14 protein-coding genes are annotated in these 16,847 nt (G+C 64.2%); 6 read left to right on the top strand and 8 right to left on the bottom strand.

The features are described from left to right. Window positions 1–96 precede the first annotated feature (96 nt). From BO39_RS11950 to BO39_RS11935, 3 genes are all read left to right on the top strand, one after another. On the top strand, window positions 97–1,140 hold the full coding sequence (locus tag BO39_RS11950) for an IS110 family RNA-guided transposase (protein WP_043833294.1): 1,044 nt from the start codon (window positions 97–99) through the stop codon (window positions 1,138–1,140). Between the two features lie 1,750 nt (window positions 1,141–2,890). Next, window positions 2,891–3,943 (top strand): replication initiation protein, encoded by a 1,053-nt coding sequence (locus BO39_RS11940; RefSeq protein ID WP_043833291.1) that lies wholly within the window; start codon window positions 2,891–2,893, stop codon window positions 3,941–3,943. After that, a complete protein-coding gene (locus BO39_RS11935) occupies window positions 3,940–4,821 on the top strand; it encodes a hypothetical protein (RefSeq protein ID WP_043833289.1) in 882 nt (293 codons plus the stop codon). Before BO39_RS11940 ends, BO39_RS11935 begins: the two co-directional genes overlap by 4 nt. A 34-nt stretch (window positions 4,822–4,855) precedes the next feature. On the opposite strand, the gene BO39_RS11930 is transcribed toward BO39_RS11935, so the two are convergent. The 5 genes from BO39_RS11930 to hflX all read right to left on the bottom strand — a co-directional run bounded on the left by BO39_RS11930 (window position 4,856) and on the right by hflX (window position 13,710). After that, complete coding sequence (locus tag BO39_RS11930) at window positions 4,856–6,481, bottom strand: hypothetical protein (RefSeq protein WP_043833287.1); 1,626 nt, start codon at window positions 6,479–6,481, stop codon at window positions 4,856–4,858. An 826-nt stretch (window positions 6,482–7,307) separates the two neighbouring features. Further along, the gene (locus tag BO39_RS31025; protein WP_245615128.1) at window positions 7,308–8,345 is read right to left on the bottom strand and encodes a trypsin-like serine protease; all 1,038 of its coding nucleotides are present in this window, start codon (window positions 8,343–8,345) and stop codon (window positions 7,308–7,310) included. A 146-nt stretch (window positions 8,346–8,491) separates the two neighbouring features. After that, on the bottom strand, window positions 8,492–9,694 hold the full coding sequence (locus BO39_RS11925) for a hypothetical protein (protein WP_043833285.1): 1,203 nt from the start codon (window positions 9,692–9,694) through the stop codon (window positions 8,492–8,494). A gap of 545 nt (window positions 9,695–10,239) precedes the next feature. Beyond that, on the bottom strand, window positions 10,240–11,787 hold the full coding sequence (locus BO39_RS11920) for a Na+/H+ antiporter (protein ID WP_245615122.1): 1,548 nt from the start codon (window positions 11,785–11,787) through the stop codon (window positions 10,240–10,242). Between the two features lie 570 nt (window positions 11,788–12,357). Beyond that, window positions 12,358–13,710 carry a GTPase HflX gene (hflX, locus tag BO39_RS11915; RefSeq protein ID WP_043833281.1) on the bottom strand — a complete coding sequence of 451 codons (1,353 nt, stop codon included), beginning with the start codon at window positions 13,708–13,710 and terminating at the stop codon, window positions 12,358–12,360. A 666-nt stretch (window positions 13,711–14,376) separates the two neighbouring features. Here hflX and BO39_RS34955 point away from each other — a divergent pair. From BO39_RS34955 to BO39_RS11900, 3 genes are read left to right on the top strand one after another with little or no spacing between them, the layout of a single operon-like run. After that, on the top strand, window positions 14,377–14,694 hold the full coding sequence (locus tag BO39_RS34955) for an SH3-like domain-containing protein (RefSeq protein ID WP_052401985.1): 318 nt from the start codon (window positions 14,377–14,379) through the stop codon (window positions 14,692–14,694). Further along, window positions 14,691–15,059 carry an SH3-like domain-containing protein gene (locus BO39_RS34950; protein WP_084698054.1) on the top strand — a complete coding sequence of 123 codons (369 nt, stop codon included), beginning with the start codon at window positions 14,691–14,693 and terminating at the stop codon, window positions 15,057–15,059. Before BO39_RS34955 ends, BO39_RS34950 begins: the two co-directional genes overlap by 4 nt. After that, window positions 15,060–15,662 (top strand): nitrile hydratase subunit alpha, encoded by a 603-nt coding sequence (locus BO39_RS11900; protein WP_052401984.1) that lies wholly within the window; start codon window positions 15,060–15,062, stop codon window positions 15,660–15,662. Window positions 15,663–15,684: 22 nt separating this feature from the next. On the opposite strand, the gene BO39_RS11895 is transcribed toward BO39_RS11900, so the two are convergent. The 3 genes from BO39_RS11895 to BO39_RS11890 all read right to left on the bottom strand — a co-directional run bounded on the left by BO39_RS11895 (window position 15,685) and on the right by BO39_RS11890 (window position 16,803). Continuing rightward, window positions 15,685–15,900 (bottom strand): hypothetical protein, encoded by a 216-nt coding sequence (locus tag BO39_RS11895; protein ID WP_043833279.1) that lies wholly within the window; start codon window positions 15,898–15,900, stop codon window positions 15,685–15,687. A gap of 294 nt (window positions 15,901–16,194) precedes the next feature. Further along, window positions 16,195–16,380 (bottom strand): hypothetical protein, encoded by a 186-nt coding sequence (locus tag BO39_RS32580; RefSeq protein ID WP_156963661.1) that lies wholly within the window; start codon window positions 16,378–16,380, stop codon window positions 16,195–16,197. Between the two features lie 174 nt (window positions 16,381–16,554). Continuing rightward, window positions 16,555–16,803, bottom strand: coding sequence for a DUF6582 domain-containing protein (locus BO39_RS11890; protein WP_043833277.1), 249 nt, complete (start codon window positions 16,801–16,803; stop codon window positions 16,555–16,557). Window positions 16,804–16,847 lie beyond the last annotated feature (44 nt).

Below are 16,847 nucleotides of genomic sequence, written 5' to 3'. Positions count from 1 at the left end.
ACATAGCCTAATCGCGTCTGGCGCTGCTCGGAGTGGCGCTGTCACCTTGCCGAGCCGGGCGGCACGCCTGGTTCACGGGCAGCCGGGAGAGGTGCGATGAAGACCTACGTGGGACTGGACGTGTCGCTCGACGAGACGGCGATCTGTGTCGTCGACGAGGTGGGGAAAGTGCTGGCGGAGAGGAAGGTGCCATCGACGCCGGAGGCGATTGCCGGGTTCATCACCGGCAGGACCTCGGAGGTGGTCCGCATCGGGCTGGAAACCGGTTCCCTCTCGGTCTGGCTGCACGGCGAGCTGCGCGCCCGTGGGCTGCCGGTGATCTGCATCGACGCGCGCCATGCGAAGGCGGCGCTGTCCATGCGGATCAACAAGACCGACCGGAACGATGCGGCCGGGATCGCCCAGATCATGCGGACAGGGTGGTATCGCGAGGCGCACGTGAAGTCGGGTCCGAGCCATCTCGCGAGGGCGCTGCTCGCCTCACGCGCCCTGCTTGTCGGCATGCGGGGCGACATTGCGAACCAGATCCGAGGCCTGCTGAAGACCTTCGGCGTGATCGTGGGCAAGCCGGTGGGCGGGTTCCGGAAGAAAGCTGGGGAGGTTACGGCCACTGATCTGGCAGAGAGCCCCGAACTGGCCCGCCTCGTTGAGACGCTCCTGGCCGCGCGCGACGAGGTGTCGCGACAGATCGCCGCTCTGGACCGCGAGGTCCTGCGCACCGTCCGCGCGAACGACGCCTGCAAGCGGCTCATGACCGCACCCGGCGTGGGAGGCGTGATCGCGCTCTCGGTCTGGGCCGCGATCGACCACCCGGCACGGTTCAGGAAGTCGTCCAGCGTTGGCGCCTATTTTGGCCTGACCCCGAGGCGCTACGCCTCGGGTGAGATCGACCGGAGCGGGCGGGTCTCCAAGTGCGGGGACAAGGATGTCCGCACCCACCTCTACGAGGCAGCGAACGTGATCCTCACCCGGATCCGCCGTCCCTCGACCCTGCAGGCCTGGGGGCTGGAGCTCGCGAGGCGCTCGGGGTTCAAGAAGGCGAAGGTCGCGGTCGCGCGCAAGCTCGCGGTCATCCTGCACCGCATGTGGTGCGACGCGAGTGAGTTCCGCTGGACCGCGGGAGATCCCACCGCCGCCTAGCCCATCAACCCGGCCGCCGTTGGCCGAACGAGTTCGTCCCCGCCGGGACGAGGGCGAGGGTTGAGGCCGACCCCTGGTATGCCAGCCCGCCGCGGCGGGTAACGGCGAACACCACATTGGCCCACCCAGACCCACCCAAGGCCATGGTGTGGCGGCTCAGGCCGACCACGAAGAGAACCATGAGCCCGGCGGTGTCGATCATCGAAACGCTTGACGGGCCCAATTAGAGAACCGGGGGCACGACCAACGGCACGGTCCAGCATGTTTGCCATGTGGGACTCTTCCATCCTTTGGTGAGGGCGGCCTGCGCCGATCACTGCCTGCGTGTGCATCGCCTCAGCCGCGGTCCTTCCCTGCGCCAGCAGCATCTCCACCTGCCGCAGCTTGGCCACGATCTCCTCCGGCTTGTGGTGCCTCCTTGCCATCCCAACACCCTCCACAGATCCACCGGTCCCACATCACCGGCGGAGCGCTTCTACGGGGTCAGGACCAGGGGAGTGGTGGGCCAAGCGTCATCCCAGGCCATCGTCAGGGTCTCAGACGCTGGCGTCAGCCTGCACAGGCTTCACCGCCACCAGCGTGGCGTCCCGGCTTTGAAAGCGAAACGCGTCGTATACCAAGAAGGGGGACGCGCATGCCCTTCTGTAAAACCTGGGACCAGGGCAGGCCATGACAAATGAGGCCTCGGCGCTGCCCTGCGTCACAATTGACGTGAGAAGTGAGCGTTAGCGCCTGCCACAAGCGGCTGTTGCCGCTGCGTACGCAGCAGCAAGCGCAGCGTCCGCCAGGGCAAGAGCCTCTCTAGCTGCTGCCAGCCCGAGATCAGTAACAGCCGTACCATCTGCCAAAAGCGGCATGCGCGTCCTGGAGCGGGGTGAGTCGACCTCTTGAAAGCGGATGTATGCCGCCAACCGAATTTGAGCAGCGGCGAAGTAAGCTTTGACTGCTTCGGAATCCGCCTGGCTGTCGTACGAATCCGTGGTGGCCGGAGGCAGCGCGCGGTCAGCGGCATCGCCTGACTGAACTGGAATTCGTCCACTTTGCGGGGAGGCATCTTCGCAAAGCTGAGGGGGCCGTGTTTGTGAGCAAGTGCGCATGGGGTTCTCCGAAATGAGCGGGGACATCCCGCCATTAAGGCTACTCCGGCGAACACGACTGTCGAGCAGTTTTTCCACTCAGAACAAAATAAATGATGTCTTCAGAAGATCAGCCAGGTACCCGCACAACAGCATGGGGGCGGCCCATTCTTTGAGCCGAACCGCTTGGTTGCAGTTTGATCCCATGTAGGCAGTGCCGAGGTCATCACAACCTGGCCGGATACCGGTCGACTCTCTCCTGGTAGGGCTCAGTGGCGTTTGGCTCAAGACGCCCGGGATGGGTGGGCTTCGCCCATGGGTCTGGATAGATGCACCGAGGCGCGTACCCCGACGCTTCGTACTGAGATACTGCAATCGCACGTCCTAATTCATAGAGCCATGTCGATTTCTGTTGCCGTTCGCCAAGCCGCCACGAATCATGAAACATTGGGGTGCCTCGTCCTCGTAACTGATGGCCGTCCCAGCGTCGTGGTTTAAACGCAGGCGGGAAATCGATGGCTCTGTTGGTCAAGGATGTCGTAACGGCAGAGACATCCGGGCTCGGGACAACGGCAGATACCCGTATTCACCGGTTTCCAGCCCTGTGCGAAGACGGCATCGCCCCAAATACGGGAGCTACGTCGGTGAGTCGGCGGCGATCAGAAGCAACCCTGATGCCGCCGGAGCATGCCGCAGCATTCGGCTTGCCCGAATGGACTGCCTCCTGGTGGATCGGCCGCGAGGGCGAATTGCACGCGGCCCTGAACGTCGCCGGTGCCGCCGCACCTCACCTTCGGGACCTTGCGCTCCTCCTGCTGCCCAGACTCCCTCACCAAGTGCGAGCCTCCAGTTCGATAAAGGGAGAGGGCGAGCACGAGTTCTCCCGGCTCCTGCCGCTGGCTGAAGCCCTTTCTCATCGGTGGACGTCGTTTAACGGCGAGCATTGGCTGAATGTGATCACCGCTGATGTAGACCATGCGGACTGGAGGACCACTCTCCTGGACTTGGTCGCGAACAGGGGGCTGCCTATGCCCCTGATGACGGTCCAGTCGCCATGGAAGGGCACCGTCCACATCGTCTGGTTGTTTGAGCGTCCGATCTGGAAGAAGTGCGGGAAGCAGCTCCGATTTCGCAAGGGCATCTCGCGGGCTCTGACTCTTGCGTTTAGCGCATGCAGCCGGTTCGGGAACGCCCTGCAGAAGAATCCCTGGCACAACGCGCCGGAGGTGGTCGCCGCCGACCCGGATCTGCCGTGCGGAGATCCCACTGGCTGGATGGCCTATCAGGAAGCAGCGACCGGCACGACCTACCACACCCAAGTCATGGGCCTTGGCACGGTGTCGGGGAAGGATCTCCTGCTTCCCCTCATCGACCTCGCCACGGAAAGCAGGGTTACGCTAATTGAACCGAGGATCGGGCAGGCAGGCACGGACGGCCGTTATGTCACCCTGGCCGCAATCGGTGAGGAGGGAGAGCAGCCCCGCGGAACGCGACTGTTCCATCGCGCGGCCAGGACTGTCTGCCGCGCCTTTACTGGTGATGCAGGTCGCATCCTGCAGATCGTCGAGCGGACTGCGATCGCCATGAACAGCCCGGCCGACCGGCAGGCTATCGAGGCGATCTCGTCGTCGATCACCACATGGATGAACACCCGCTGGCTGGGGCCGCTGGGAGACCGGGTGGCCGCGCCTGGACCGGGGGAAGGAACGTCGACCACGGCGTCATGACGGGTGAAGCCGCAGACAAGGGCGGCGAGGCACTGGATGCCTGGAGAGAGCTATCGACGACGGAGAAGCAGCGGGCCGGTGCCATACGGTCCAATGCTCGGCGGACAGCCAAGGTCGACAATGCGATCAAGACGGCCATCGGCGCGATGCTGCGTGAGGGAATCCGGCTCACACAGAAGGCCGTCGCCGAGCGCTCTGGCCTCTCCCATTCGACGGTGCATCGGCGCTGGAAGTCGCTCGATATGGCGGCGATGGAGGCCAAGGAAGACTCGGACGACGGTCTTATCCGCCCCTCCGGCAGAACTGTCCTCTCCTCACCTGGCCTGCCTGTGACACCCTACTCCGTGGCAAAGGAGGTCAACGGGGTGGTCAGGGAGCGCTTGGCTGCGGAACGGATGGCCATCCTGGGATACGAAGAACAAGCCGTCCGCCTGCTGCGCCGGAGCGCCACGATGGAGGCGGTGAAGCCTGTGCAGGCGGACGCCAGCAAGCCCCTCCTTGCAGCTTACCAGACCGCATGCCGGGCGGAGCGGGACCTCGTCCGGCGCATTCTGGGCCGCGAGGCGCGGGAGCGAGCCGTCCTGAGCGCTGTGGCACGTCGGAACTGGCATGATGCCCACCTCGAGGACGAGGAGGCCTGGCGGGTGCGGTTGGCAGATCTGATCACCCGGCGGGAGAAGGTCGTCGAGGACTACGCGGAGCGTCCCTCGGCCGCGGCGAGGATGGAACTGATGTACAATTCCATCATCAAGGCGGAGTGGCGAGCACGTCGTCGCGCCCGGGGAGAGCCTGAGCCGGTCACGATCAGGACAAGGCGCCGGACTGCTGGATCCTGGCACCTCGGACCGGACGCGATCGATCTCGCTGTTCCTTGGTAGGGGCAACCTCTCATCGGCACCGCAGGGATTTTCGTCACTCCGGGTCCTCGCCGACCTCCACTACAGGTTCGGGCATCATGCCCTCTGCCTCCTCGCCCCATAGTACCAGGCTGGTTGTCAGGCCCGTCGTGGCTTTCGCCTCGGCCACGAAGGCATTCATCGCTTCATCTGTTGGATCGATGAACCGGAGTTCACGGACTGCGAAGTCGCGGAACTTCATCTGCCTCTGTCCGGGATTTTCACAGGCGGCGAGCCGCGCACTACTGACCGCATAATAAGCCAGGAGGCCGTCATCAAATTGCAAGGCAGATATGTAGAGCGCTTCGCGCTCTTCGAGGTCGTCCTTGAACTCCTGCGGGACTGCGACCGTCAGCGCACCGGTGACGGACGATGGTTCCGTCAGCATCGCATGGAGGCTGCGTAGCTGCTCGCGCCAGTGCCTCCAGGATCTCGACAGCATCTTCACGTCGTGGATGTCTGCGAAGGAAAGCACCGTTTCCAGTTCCTGCAGGATGAGGCCCAGTGCTGCAGTGTTCTCCCGAGGGCGGAAGGCGAGGGATTCATCGATCCGCGCCTTGGCTATCTGCCTGCCCCGGAAGAGCATCTGCATTTCCACTGGTTCGCTGAAAGCAAACACCGCTTCAAGCGCATGGAAGCGTACCAGGTCACGGTACCCCATCGGCACGGTGTCCGGCCCTTTCACCGTTATGGTGAAGGTTGGACCCTGGATGCGGAACTCGAAATTCGGGTGCGTGATGACTATGCGGTCGCGTTCTGGATCACCAGAAGGATCAGGCACTACCAAGGCCTTTACCATCATCCGCACTGCCGATGGTGATCTCAGGCGCCTCCACACGAGTTCGACATCCCAGGGCGTTGGCACCAGTCTGACCGATACAGGCTGACCTGGGAGAGAAAGCGGGATGGTAATGTTCCACCGCGTCTCCGCCGCCTCGAAGTCCACTACTTCAAGGGGCCGGTTACCCAGGAGGAACTCCGCGTAATCGTCGTCGCTCTCGGTCCTGACCTTGAAGGTGCCGCTGATGCGCCGTTCAGGAAAACCGGCTTCCTTCAGAAAGGCTGCCTTCTCCTTCAGATAGGCATCCGCATCAGGGCCGACTGGCTCGTCGAGCGCCTGGCGCAGGACTTCGTAGGTCGGCAACAGTCCCGCTGCAGCCTTGGGCAAAGGCACACGGAATTCCACCCGGTTGATGCGAGTCGAGCGGCCACTAGCCTGCATCTCCCGCAGCCTGCGAAGCACGCCTTCCAGAAGTGCCCCATGCATGTGCATGACATGCATCCGGACGGGATCCAGGCTCTCCGACATCTCCAAGACGCAGAGGAAGGACGGGTTCGGGATTTTTCCCAGGCGCTCAGCCGCCGAGAGGCGGAGGTTCACCTCCCGCGCCCCCTCCCAGACGGTCTTTACTTGAACTAGGCGTTGCAGAGGCACCGGACGAGCCGCGAGGTCTCCCTCGACCGCCACCTCGGCACCGGATTCCTCGATCAGGAAATCCCAGCCCCAGCGGTCGGCGCTCGGGGCGTGTGCCAGCAGTCGGGCCTGGGTGCACATCTTGCGAAAGAGATCCTCGCCCAAGCGGCCGAGTTCGTCCGGCGTGAGGGAACGCACCTTCTTGATCGATGGTGACTTCTTCTTCACCAGACACACCTCTCCCGTGCTGTCTCTGCTGGCGCCGATTTGCCGTGGAGGTACTGGCCGCGCGGCAGGCACCCAGTGCTAGCGTCCATCGTGTTCAGTGCGAACCCGATCGTGTTCCTGGCAGAGCATGTCGGTCCGTCCTAGATGAGTATCCTCGCTCGGCAGCGCCTGCATGCCTGGACGCCGTCCTACAGCACCAACGTGGCTTCGTAGTGGAAGGCCTTGGTGGTGACATCCTTAGCCATTGAATTCATCCTCTCAGCGTAGCCGGTGGCTCATGTCAGGAAAGCCGCCCAGAACTCCAGCACTGCAGAAGGATTTCTCTGGTTCCGTTGCTAAAAATCGGAAAGTCGCCTCTTCCGCCGAATCGGATGTTCCCTTTAGGTTCCGTGAAATGCGCCCTCCAACCCCCATCGAAATGCATGTGCCTCGTCCTCGACGGTCCTTGCCGATCTCCGGGACCAGGTCGCCCGCCTGGAGCGCGTGGACCTGGGAGGGCGTCCATCCTCCCACCATCCCTTCGGTCATGAGACGCTGGACGCGGCACTTCCTGGGGGCGGCCTGGCCTTAGGGGCGCTGCATGAGGTCGCTGGCACCGGCACGGACATCGAACACGGGTCGGCGGCCGCCCTCTTCGCCGCCGGATGCTTGGCCCGACTGCCGGGCATCGTTCTGTGGGTTCTAGAACGTCCAGACCGTCCAGACCGTCCAGACGATGTCGCCTGCGCCCGCCTCATTGCTGAAGCTGCCAAGGAGGTCTCGCAACCCGACACGCAGGGGCAAATCGATGGGTTGTTGGGGCGATGCCGAATATCCTAGGGCTTGGCTATCTCGCTGTCACAACAACCTGGAGCAAGCTGAGAGGCTTCGAACCCTCCACGGTGATCGTTGCTCGACCATCAGGCGGACGGGAGAAACGGCACTCCGCGACGTTGCTCGGCTGGAGTCCACCGGGACCTGCGCTACAGTGAGCCCCGCTGACGGCGATGCGAACGGGGTACTGCGGCGCAGGCGCCTGCCCGAGCTTGGTTGCGTCTGGTCCGGTCGCGACGACAAGGATCTCGGACACGTCGGACGGAAGATCAATGATGGGCAAGGTCGCCTGTCGTTCGTCATCAAGGCGGATCAACCCGTCCCCGGGTGAGGGCAGGTGTCGTGCGACGGGGCCTGAGATCGGGGCCAACCGGGTTTTGATGAAGGTGCGCGCTGCGGGGCTAGTCACCGCCATGTCGATGGCCATCCCGCGCGATGGGCAGGCCGACGAGATCGCCGAGGCAACGCTCGCGATCCTTCCGCCAACGAGACCCGGACCGCCGCTGTCGCCATTGCAGTTCCTTGATTCTGCCGACGGCGTATTGTCCCGGCAGAGCAGCATGCTGCCTTTGAACCCTTTCTTGCACGCCGTTACTGGTGCGGTGACCTCGACTTGTAAGCCCGGTGCCGTCAGAGACGACCCGAGAAGACCACCTCCCGACACTCCGAAGCCGACCATCGTCATGTTCGTCAGGGGAACCGGCTGGTCAGCTGCGAGAGTAAGCGGTGCGATGCCGTCGGCGGGCCGGGTAAGCCTCACGATGGCTAGGTCCGCTTCGATGGACGGCATTGGCATTCCGCCGGGCTTCTCGGGAGCCAGGCTCCTCCAGGCGTAGTTGTCATGGATCTTGATCTCCGCGATCGCGATCCTTCCAGCGTGATGGAAGACGGCCTGCCAATCATGAGCGACGGGGAAACAGTGCTTACGTCGAACCGGCTTGTCCCGGCCATCACCGCAGAAGCAATGGGCGGCGGTGAGGATTTGATCCGGCGCAATAAGACTACCGGAGCAGACCGGAACCGCCTGCCCGCGGATGTTCCGCACGAGCATTGCGACAGCGACGTGCCGCGTTGTGGGACTTCCTTCATTAAGGATCAGCTGTGAGAAAGCAAAATCTCGGAACATCTCGAAAGACAGAGAGATGGCCGCGGCCGATCCGGTCGTGAGTATAAGCGCCAGGAGAGCCGCGAGGCGGATCACTGACCGGACCGGGCAGCGGCAAGCTTGGCCCGCACGGTGATCAAATCGAGCTCCGCTTGGTTGCGCGCGACCTCCGCCTGGATCGCAGCGGTACGTGTATCGGTCGAGGCACTCGTGGCGAGTGCCTTCGCGAGTGCGGCGGCACCTTCCGCCGGAGCCGCCGTCGAGGCGCCACGCTGCGTCGTAGGCGTGCCGTCCTGCTGGAAAGCGATGCTGTATGAGAGACTTTGGAACAATCCTGCCTGAAGAGGTAGCCGCCTCGGTACACCCCACTGAGCCACGCCAAACTGGATGGAGCTGGAGGTCGGGGTGACGGTGCAATCAGTCCCCGCGGGGCAGACCACGCTTGTGGTCAGATCGACCCGGACGGGTTCCCGGTAATGGTAGTCGGCACTGGGAGGAACTGCGACCGACTGTGGCGCGGTTCCCGTGGCGTAGCGGAGGGTGGCCGTCATGTTCGGTGGGGTGGTCCAGGGGACGGCGACGAGTATGTGGCGTTGGACGAGTGCTTGCCCGGTGATCGGCTGATCCAAATGAGGCATGTCAGCTGGTGGCGAAGAGGCGAGCGCGAGGCGTACCGTCTCCTCCGTGCGCAGCCGAGCGCGCAGGCGTTCAATCTGGACTGTCCTTGCGGTCAGCGCATCCGCCACGAGGGGTGTCCGGTCAAGCGATCGGAGGGCGGCCTCTAGCGCTGCGACGTCGGCAGCCGTCTCGTCGGTACATCCGGCCCGTACCTGCCGGACGGTGGGGCGGTCGCCGCCCGCCGCTCCCCCAAAGCCGGGTACGCCGACGGCGAGCGGGGCGAATTTTACTACCGCCTCAGCGATCGCAGCCAGTATGGGCCCAGTGCGATCTTCCGCCTTCCCGCCGAGCGACCGGACCATCCCTTCGGGATAGGTCTCCGCGTTGAACTCGGCAGTCCCGAGTAAGCCGCCCATGCCCTCAATGACGACGGAGCGGCGGTTCGACCAGTCCGTGGTCACCACGGGCGCAGCGGACGTGGAGATAGCGATCCTGAGCGGCGAGCAGGAGCGGACCTCGGTGGTCACCCGCACATCCACCCCCTCGGTCCTCGGCAGGTACCAACTGACCGCGGCGGGCGCGACGCCGTCGCTTCCGAGCTGGTCTGCCGGGCTGCCGCATCCCACCAGCAGACCTAGGCCCAGAGCCACTGCGATCATCGGAAAGTGGAAGCGCATCTACCTAACCACGTCCTGTGGAGAGACAAACATGATTCGTTACCGACAACTGGGGGTCAATGCAAAACACTGCCCGCAGTAAGAAATATGAGCTGCAGGCGGCGCTGCTGCGGCAGCCTGTAGAGGAGCACTGAACCGGGACCCTCGCCAAAGCCAGTCTATATTCCTGACTCAATACAGAGAACTGATGTGAGGGTGGGGTCCCGACCGGCGCCAATCGGGATCCAACCTCACACAAGAACTCGCTGCGAGTTCAGTGCGTTGCGGCCGATTTTCAGAGGGGTCTTGGTTCGGCGCTGAAGCACAGCGAGTGGGCGGAACGCATCCTGGGGCGGGCTGACGAGGTCCGGCGGCCAGAGCCGGGGAGCAAGCGCCAGCCACAGACAAAGATGCCGCCAACCAGGGATTTCAGGTGAGGCGTGACGAACCTGCAGACCGGCGGAGGCAGCACACCTGGGGAACGGGTGCGGACTGCGAGCTATGCCGACGGTCCTGCCCGCATTTGTCGCATGGAGTACTGCTCCACCAAGTCGGAGAGATGCCGATCAGCCCCTAGCAGCGAGTGCCACAAGCTCCTCGAGGTCCAGATCGCGTTCCAGATCGTGGAGCGTCTCATCATCGATCTGGTGCGCCCGGTGCAGGCGGACCAGCTCGGCTCGCCCTGCGGCCACGGCGGCGAGGATGACGCCGTAATGTGCGGCGATATCCTGGGCGCGGTCCTCATCGCTTCCGGAGAATTCCGTCGAAATCGTCGCCCGGCGCCGGTAGCTGTCCAGTAGGCGCGGATGGAGGAGGGAACCGTCGGGCGAGTAGGCCACCCGCTGCACTTCCTCGAACTGCGCCTTGAGCATGGAGGCTTCCGCGGAGTGGAGGTCGAGCGGTGGTTTGCTACGCTCGTCTTCCTGAAGTCCTGCGAGCCGGATGACCAAGCCGAGTGTCGTTCCCTGAACCAGGACTGTCACGAGGATCACGGCGAAGGCTGAGACCAGCATCAGGTCACGCCCTGGCATCGTCTCGGGCAGGGTTAAGGCCACCGCGAGGGTGACCACTCCTCGCATGCCTGCCCAGCTCATGACGCTCGCGGCTCGTGGTCCGAGTGGCTCGGCTGTGCGAAAGCCTGCGCGGTTCAGAAGGCCGAGAAGCGCATCCGAGCCGAATATCCAGGCAAAGCGTGCCAGAATGACGGCCGCGATGATCGCGGCCACCGACCAGGCCATGTCCTGCACCACGATGCCGATCCCGCCAACGCGGTCGATGACGCCGCGCAGCGACAGGCCGATCAGGATGAACACCGCCGCCTCCAGCAGGAAGATCATCGCCTGCCAAGACGAGAGGGCACGCACCCGGACGCTCGCTGTCAGGACGACGTGCTGGTACCAGCCGCAGACGAGACCCGCTACCACCGTCGAGATGACGCCGGACACATGCACCATCTCACCAGCGATGTAGCTCATCCAGCAGACCAGCACGGAAGCGGCGACCATCAGGTGTTCGTCCGCAAGGCGTCGCAGTAGGAGGATCCATACTGCTCCGATAACACCACCAACGACGATCCCGCCGCTTACGAGGTACGCGAAGCTGCCGATAGCCTCGCCAAGGCTGAACGACCCGGTGATGACAGCTGCTACTGCGAAGCGGAACAGCACCAGCCCTGTCGCGTCGTTGAGGAGGCTCTCGCCTTCCAACAGGGTGCCCAGTCGGCGTGGCAGCTTGACCCGCTGAAGCACCGCCCTGGCCGAAACTGCGTCGGGCGGTGAGACGATGGCGCCCAGCGCGACGCAGGCCGCCCAGGGCAGTTCCGGCACGGCCAACTTCGTGACGATCGCGACGGCAGCCGCTGTGAAGAGCACCGCGCCGACTGCCAGCGAGGCGATGCCGCTGAGATGGCGCCGGAAGGGCGCCAGCGCCGTGAACCAGGCGCCATCCATCAGGAGTGGTGGCAGGAAGATAACCAAAACTAGGTTAGGGTCGAGGTCGATGGTCGGCAAACCTGGAACGAACGCCAGCGCGCCACCGCCGACCAGGAGAGCAACGGCTGGTGGAAGCCCCAATCGAGGGGCTACATACTGCAGCACCAGCACTGCCAGGAGCATGCCAACGATCAGCTCGAAGACTTCTACAGGGTGCATGGCGTGCCGAACCGTCTGAGCAATGAGGCTAAGCTGTCACCGAAGTCCGAAGGGCGTCAATTGCGGCCGCCGCTATACGGCGGCCACTCGCCAGAGACCGAGGCAGAGCATCCAACACACGGATAGAGCACGGGATCGGAACTCTCCGAGGTCACGCTGGCGCCTGTTGCCGATGGGATGCGGCTGCTGGAGTGAGCGCCCAGGCCGGTGAACTGCAAGCTGTCCTCGGCTTCTTGATGGGTGACGTAAGCGCACTTCAGTATCGAGGCCTGCGGATCCTCATCGAATGGTGCCACCTCTATGGGTCTGTCCTTGGCCGCGCACGCGGCCCCTTTTGCGGGGCAAGCGTCAAGCTACGGTCAGTCTCCGCCTTGGGATCCGCGTTGTCAGGGTTCCAGGCGAAGGGTTCACCTAGGGCTAGACCTGCGCTTTCCAGCGGTAAGTCGTAAAGGGAGCGGCAGACCGCCTGATCCTTCTGCCTCGAATGAGGAACGACGGCGTTCTGGGATCTTGAGATGCCGCAGTCGCCGTGGCTCAGTGCGAAGCAAGGCTCCGCCGAAGGCGCGCGATGGCGCCAGGCAGGCCGCGCACGGTCAGCACCCGCCCGGTCTCGTCGTGCTCCTCGGACAAGACACGTGCGCTCTCGTACACATCGCCGAGCAGCCCCTGCTTCGCGTAGGGCAGCACCAGCACATCCTCCACCATCGCGGCCTCGAAGAAGGCAATGATGGTGTCCCGCAGCGCGCTGACATCGTCGGGCGCGCGGGCGGAGAGCATGATCGCGTCCGGATGCTTCTCCATCAGCGCAACTCGCCCGGCGGCATCCATGCGGTCCATCTTGTTCAGCACCAGGCGGGACGGCACCGTGTCCGCCCCGATCTCGCGCAGCACGCTGCGGCTCACCTCCAGCTGCGCCTCATAGGTCGGGTCCGAAGCGTCGACCACGTAGAGCAGCAGCGACGCCTCGAGCGCCTCCGCCAGGGTGGAGCGAAACGAGGCGACCAGGTCGTGCGGCAGCTGCTTGATGAAGCCGACGGTGTCGGAGACGAGCACGCGCGGCCGGGTCTCGGGCTGGAGGACGCGGACGGTCGTGTCGAGGGTGGCGAAGAGCTTGTCCTCGACCAGCACCTGGCTGCCGGTGAGGGCCCGCATGAGGGAGGACTTGCCTGCATTGGTGTAGCCAACCAGAGCCACCCGCAGCTGGTCCCGTCGGGCGGACCGGCGCTGGTCGCTGTCGCGCTGCACCGCCTCGAGCTGGTCCTTCAGCTCCGAGATCCGGTCCCGGATCTTGCGGCGGTCGAGGTCGAGCGTGGTTTCACCAGCGCCCGGTCCCTGCTGCCGCCCGCCACCGCCAGAGGATTCCCGCAGGCGCGGCGCGACGTATTTCAGGCGCGCCATCTCCACCTGCAGCTTCGCCTCGCGCGTGTTGGCGTGGCGGTGGAAGATTTCGACGATCACGCCGGTACGGTCGAGCACCTGCGCCCCTGTCGCTCGTTCCAGGTTGCGGATCTGGCTCGGCGAGAGTTCGTGGTCGACGATGACGAACTCGGGCTTGCGGGCGGCGCCCGGGTCGGGTTTGGCCGGATCGGCGGGCTCGGCCGCGCCTTCGAACCGCTGCCGCGCTTTGGCCCTCGGGGCAGGTGCCATTGAGCCGACAAGGCCGGTGCCGCCGGTGAGCGCCGCAAGCTCCGCTAGCTTACCGCTGCCCAGCAACGACCCGGCGCCGGTGCCCTCGCGCCGCTGCGACACCGCGCCGACCACCTCGTAGCCGAGCGTCTTCACCAAGCGCTCCAGCTCTTGGAGGCTGGCCTCGTGCGCGATGTCATCGATCTCCGGCTTCTGTATGCCGACGAGCACGGCGAGCGGGATGGGCGGCTTTGTCTCCATGGCGAAGGCCTAGCACGGGACGGCACCGGAAGTGGAGCGCCCGCCTCCCCTGCCAGCCTCCTGCCTCGCTCCGGGCGCTTCCGGCGAACGACGGACAGTCACAGTTCCGGTCCGGACGCCTCATCTGACCATGGGGGCGTCGCGGCAGCCCCGCTAGGGGCCGCAATGTTCGCGGTGCGATAAGGCAAGAGCGCCCCGTTCGGGCTGGACCTTTGCTCCGGTGTTCGGAGTGGTGGGCGTCTTGATGCTGCCAAGCCGAAGGCATTCGTACTCGCTGCCGAGCGCGCCGACACCGAGCTGGCAAGCAGCTAGGCTAGAAGTGACACCCACGCCCGCTTGTGCGTAGCAAGGTGGAGAACGCCAATTGCACATCTCACCCCACTTGATCATGGGCTAGCTGTGATCTGATGTCCGCTCTCGAGGCGTTGTCGCGCCAACATTGATGACCACACGGGCGCGAAGTCGACATCGCCAGATCTAGCCGGAGGCAACCGGACCACTTTCACTGGCACCACAGCACCAAAGCCAGGGGACAGGGTTCTACATGGCCGCATCGGACCATTGGGCTTTCTGCTCAACCACGGCCGCTGCACCGCAGATCGGGGCGAACAGTCCGTCAGAAACAGGCAAGTGGACGCACCCGGCCCTCCGTCCTAGCCTCCAACCATGAGCGACGCTGACATCAACGGACCCACGTCTGAGGCCCCGATCCCCGTCACCCACGATATGGGTGGCGCCTCACGCTTCCGCTGCACAGCCGTGGAGCGTGACGAGGCACCTCCGGATGATTTCGGCAAGCGCGTGGATGCCCTACGCCAGCTTCTTGCGCAGAAGGGATTGATGACGGTGGATGAGCTCCGGCGGGGCATCGAGGCCATTCCCGAGGATGAGTATCTGGCGCTCACCTATTACGAGCGCTGGCTGCGCTCCATGACCACGCTGATGCTTGAAAAGGGCGTCCTCAGTCGGGAGGATCTGCGATGACCCCTGCCGAGGGCACCAGCGCCGCCGCCTCCGACCCGCCGGGCAAGTCCGCCTTCGCGGCGCCGCGCTTCGAGCCCGGCGCGCGGGTTCTGGTCCTGGATGACTGGCCAGAGCGCCGCGGTCCCTGCCACATCCGCACCCCTCATTACCTGCGAGGGCGTACTGGCACGGTGCAGCGCCTTCTCGGTTGCTTTGCGAGCCCAGAAGATCTCGCTTTCGGTCGCCCAGCGTCGAGGCGCGCGCTCTACCACGTCCTGTTTGAGCAACAGCCAATTTGGAATGAGGGTCACTGCGGCGACGAGCTGCTCGTCGAAATTTTCGAGCACTGGCTTGAACCCATCGAGGCTACGAAGAAGGCGATCTGAATGAGCGCGCCAACCCGCCCCGACTCACCTGTCCGCCTGGAGGCGCTGATCGGCGCCCTGAAAGGGCGGGGCATCCTGACCGAGGATGAGCTAACCGCCCGCCAAGCCCAGACCGATTGCGCGAGCCCCGAGATCGGCGCCCGCATGGTGGCTCGCGCCTGGCTCGACCCTGAGTGGCGCCGCCTGCTGCTCTCGGACGGTTCCGCTGCGGCCGAGGCCATGGGCGTGTCCATGGCTGGTGCGCCGCCGCTCGGCGTGCTCGAGGATATGCCGAGACGGCACCACTTGGTCGTCTGCACCCTCTGCAGCTGCTATCCGCGCGCGGTGCTCGGCTATCCGCCCCACTGGTACAAGAGCTTTGCCTACCGTGCCCGAGCCGTGCGCGACCCTCGCGGTGTGCTGGCGGAGTGGGGAACTGTGTTGCCTAAAGGAGTGGAAGTGCGGGTGGTGGACAGCACTGCTGACTACCGGTGGATGGTGTTACCGCTGCGGCCTGAAGGAACCGATGGCTGGTCCGAGGATCGGCTCGCTGCGATTGTCACTCGCGACGCACTGGTGGGCGTAGCGCTGCCGCAGGTGACACCCCGCACTGTAGCCGTCTAACCGGGGTTTGCCTCCGAGACAACTACCTGTTGGCCGCCTTGTGGGTACCGACGTTCTCATGCCACTCAACGGGGATACCGTCCCAGGACGCCAGCTGCTTACCCGGCCACTTCCTTCGAAGGTAAACATGGTAGGCGTCCGGCGTCGCCTCGACGTAGCCAGATTTCCCATCGACAAGCTTCAGGTGCTGCGCGAGTTGCTCAGCCTGATCCAGCATGTACTTGTCCGGCTCGCTCATGGCAGTCCACCTCCTAGACGTGGCAACCTTGACGTATGGAATCACTACACATGGGGCAGAAGACGCCGAGCTGCACCACCTTGTGAGCCCCTGCGCAGTAAGCTCCGGTCACATTGCTCAGACTTCTCGATAGGGCCTGCGGCACCTCTTCGAGAGCCGAGGGGAGGTGCTCAAGCAAACAGCTTCGCGACCGCTACAGTCTCGGCGGGCACATCGACGTCCGCAATTATAACGTCGCTTCGACGTAGCTTCCCGAGATCCCAGGCATCAATGCTGCCCGAGCCTTCCTTAATGTCAGGCGCTGAGCTTCACCATGGAAAGATGCGGGCGGTACACATAGCCGTCCTTGTCCTTCACTTCGACGCGCACACCACGGACGGTAGGTACCGTCCTTACAACAGTGCCGCGCCGTGCGGTCGTGACGCCCGCACCAGTCGTCTTGAATCGCACTGCTTCGCCGCGCTTGAACTGATTTGCCAATGTCAGGCTCCATTTTGACCGAGCACACATAGTCACGCGCAGTCTGGATAGCAAATCGCAGTGCACTCAAATGCGTTGAAGCTACCTGATGGGAAGCCTTTCACAGCTCAGCACAATCTTCCCTGGCCGCAAATCTCTCGGGAGGTGAGCTAGGCTGCTACAGCTGGACCGTCGTCATTCCGGCGATTTGCGCAGCTCGCGCCAGCTTCCCTCGTGAAGCTCAACATCGAACTTTTTCGCTGCGGTCTTGATGCGGGTCCAGGCTTCATCCCGCTCGTCGTCAGTGACGCCCTGGACCTGATTGAAGCGTGCGACAGCGTTCCGGACGTGCCGAGCGTCCTCCAGTGGCTCCTTCCGCTGTTTGGGAAACGCGAACTGCCGTGCCGAAAGATCATCCCGATTTTCACTTCCAAGTTTGCTCATGCTCGATCCTCCATGATGAGCGGATGAACGCCGCTCCCACCTGC

It is taken from the genome of Roseomonas aerilata DSM 19363 (assembly GCF_000711725.1).
Lineage (GTDB): Bacteria > Pseudomonadota > Alphaproteobacteria > Acetobacterales > Acetobacteraceae > Roseomonas > Roseomonas aerilata.
Note: the sequence above shows the minus strand (reverse complement) of the source record. Positions and strands in the feature narration are given on the sequence as shown.

Excerpts from the sequence above, each read along its gene's own strand:
- BO39_RS31025 (WP_245615128.1), bottom strand. The coding sequence starts at position 8,345 with ATGCTCGTGCGGAACATCCGCGGGCAGGCGGTTCCGGTCTGCTCCGGT.
- BO39_RS11920 (WP_245615122.1), bottom strand. The coding sequence starts at position 11,787 with ATGCTCCTGGCAGTGCTGGTGCTGCAGTATGTAGCCCCTCGATTGGGG.
- BO39_RS11950 (WP_043833294.1), top strand. The coding sequence starts at position 97 with ATGAAGACCTACGTGGGACTGGACGTGTCGCTCGACGAGACGGCGATC.
- BO39_RS11935 (WP_043833289.1), top strand. The coding sequence starts at position 3,940 with ATGACGGGTGAAGCCGCAGACAAGGGCGGCGAGGCACTGGATGCCTGG.
- BO39_RS11940 (WP_043833291.1), top strand. The coding sequence starts at position 2,891 with ATGCCGCCGGAGCATGCCGCAGCATTCGGCTTGCCCGAATGGACTGCC.
- BO39_RS11890 (WP_043833277.1), bottom strand. The coding sequence starts at position 16,803 with ATGAGCAAACTTGGAAGTGAAAATCGGGATGATCTTTCGGCACGGCAG.
- BO39_RS34955 (WP_052401985.1), top strand. The coding sequence starts at position 14,377 with ATGAGCGACGCTGACATCAACGGACCCACGTCTGAGGCCCCGATCCCC.
- hflX (WP_043833281.1), bottom strand. The coding sequence starts at position 13,710 with ATGGAGACAAAGCCGCCCATCCCGCTCGCCGTGCTCGTCGGCATACAG.
- BO39_RS11895 (WP_043833279.1), bottom strand. The coding sequence starts at position 15,900 with ATGAGCGAGCCGGACAAGTACATGCTGGATCAGGCTGAGCAACTCGCG.
- BO39_RS11900 (WP_052401984.1), top strand. The coding sequence starts at position 15,060 with ATGAGCGCGCCAACCCGCCCCGACTCACCTGTCCGCCTGGAGGCGCTG.
- BO39_RS34950 (WP_084698054.1), top strand. The coding sequence starts at position 14,691 with ATGACCCCTGCCGAGGGCACCAGCGCCGCCGCCTCCGACCCGCCGGGC.
- BO39_RS11925 (WP_043833285.1), bottom strand. The coding sequence starts at position 9,694 with ATGCGCTTCCACTTTCCGATGATCGCAGTGGCTCTGGGCCTAGGTCTG.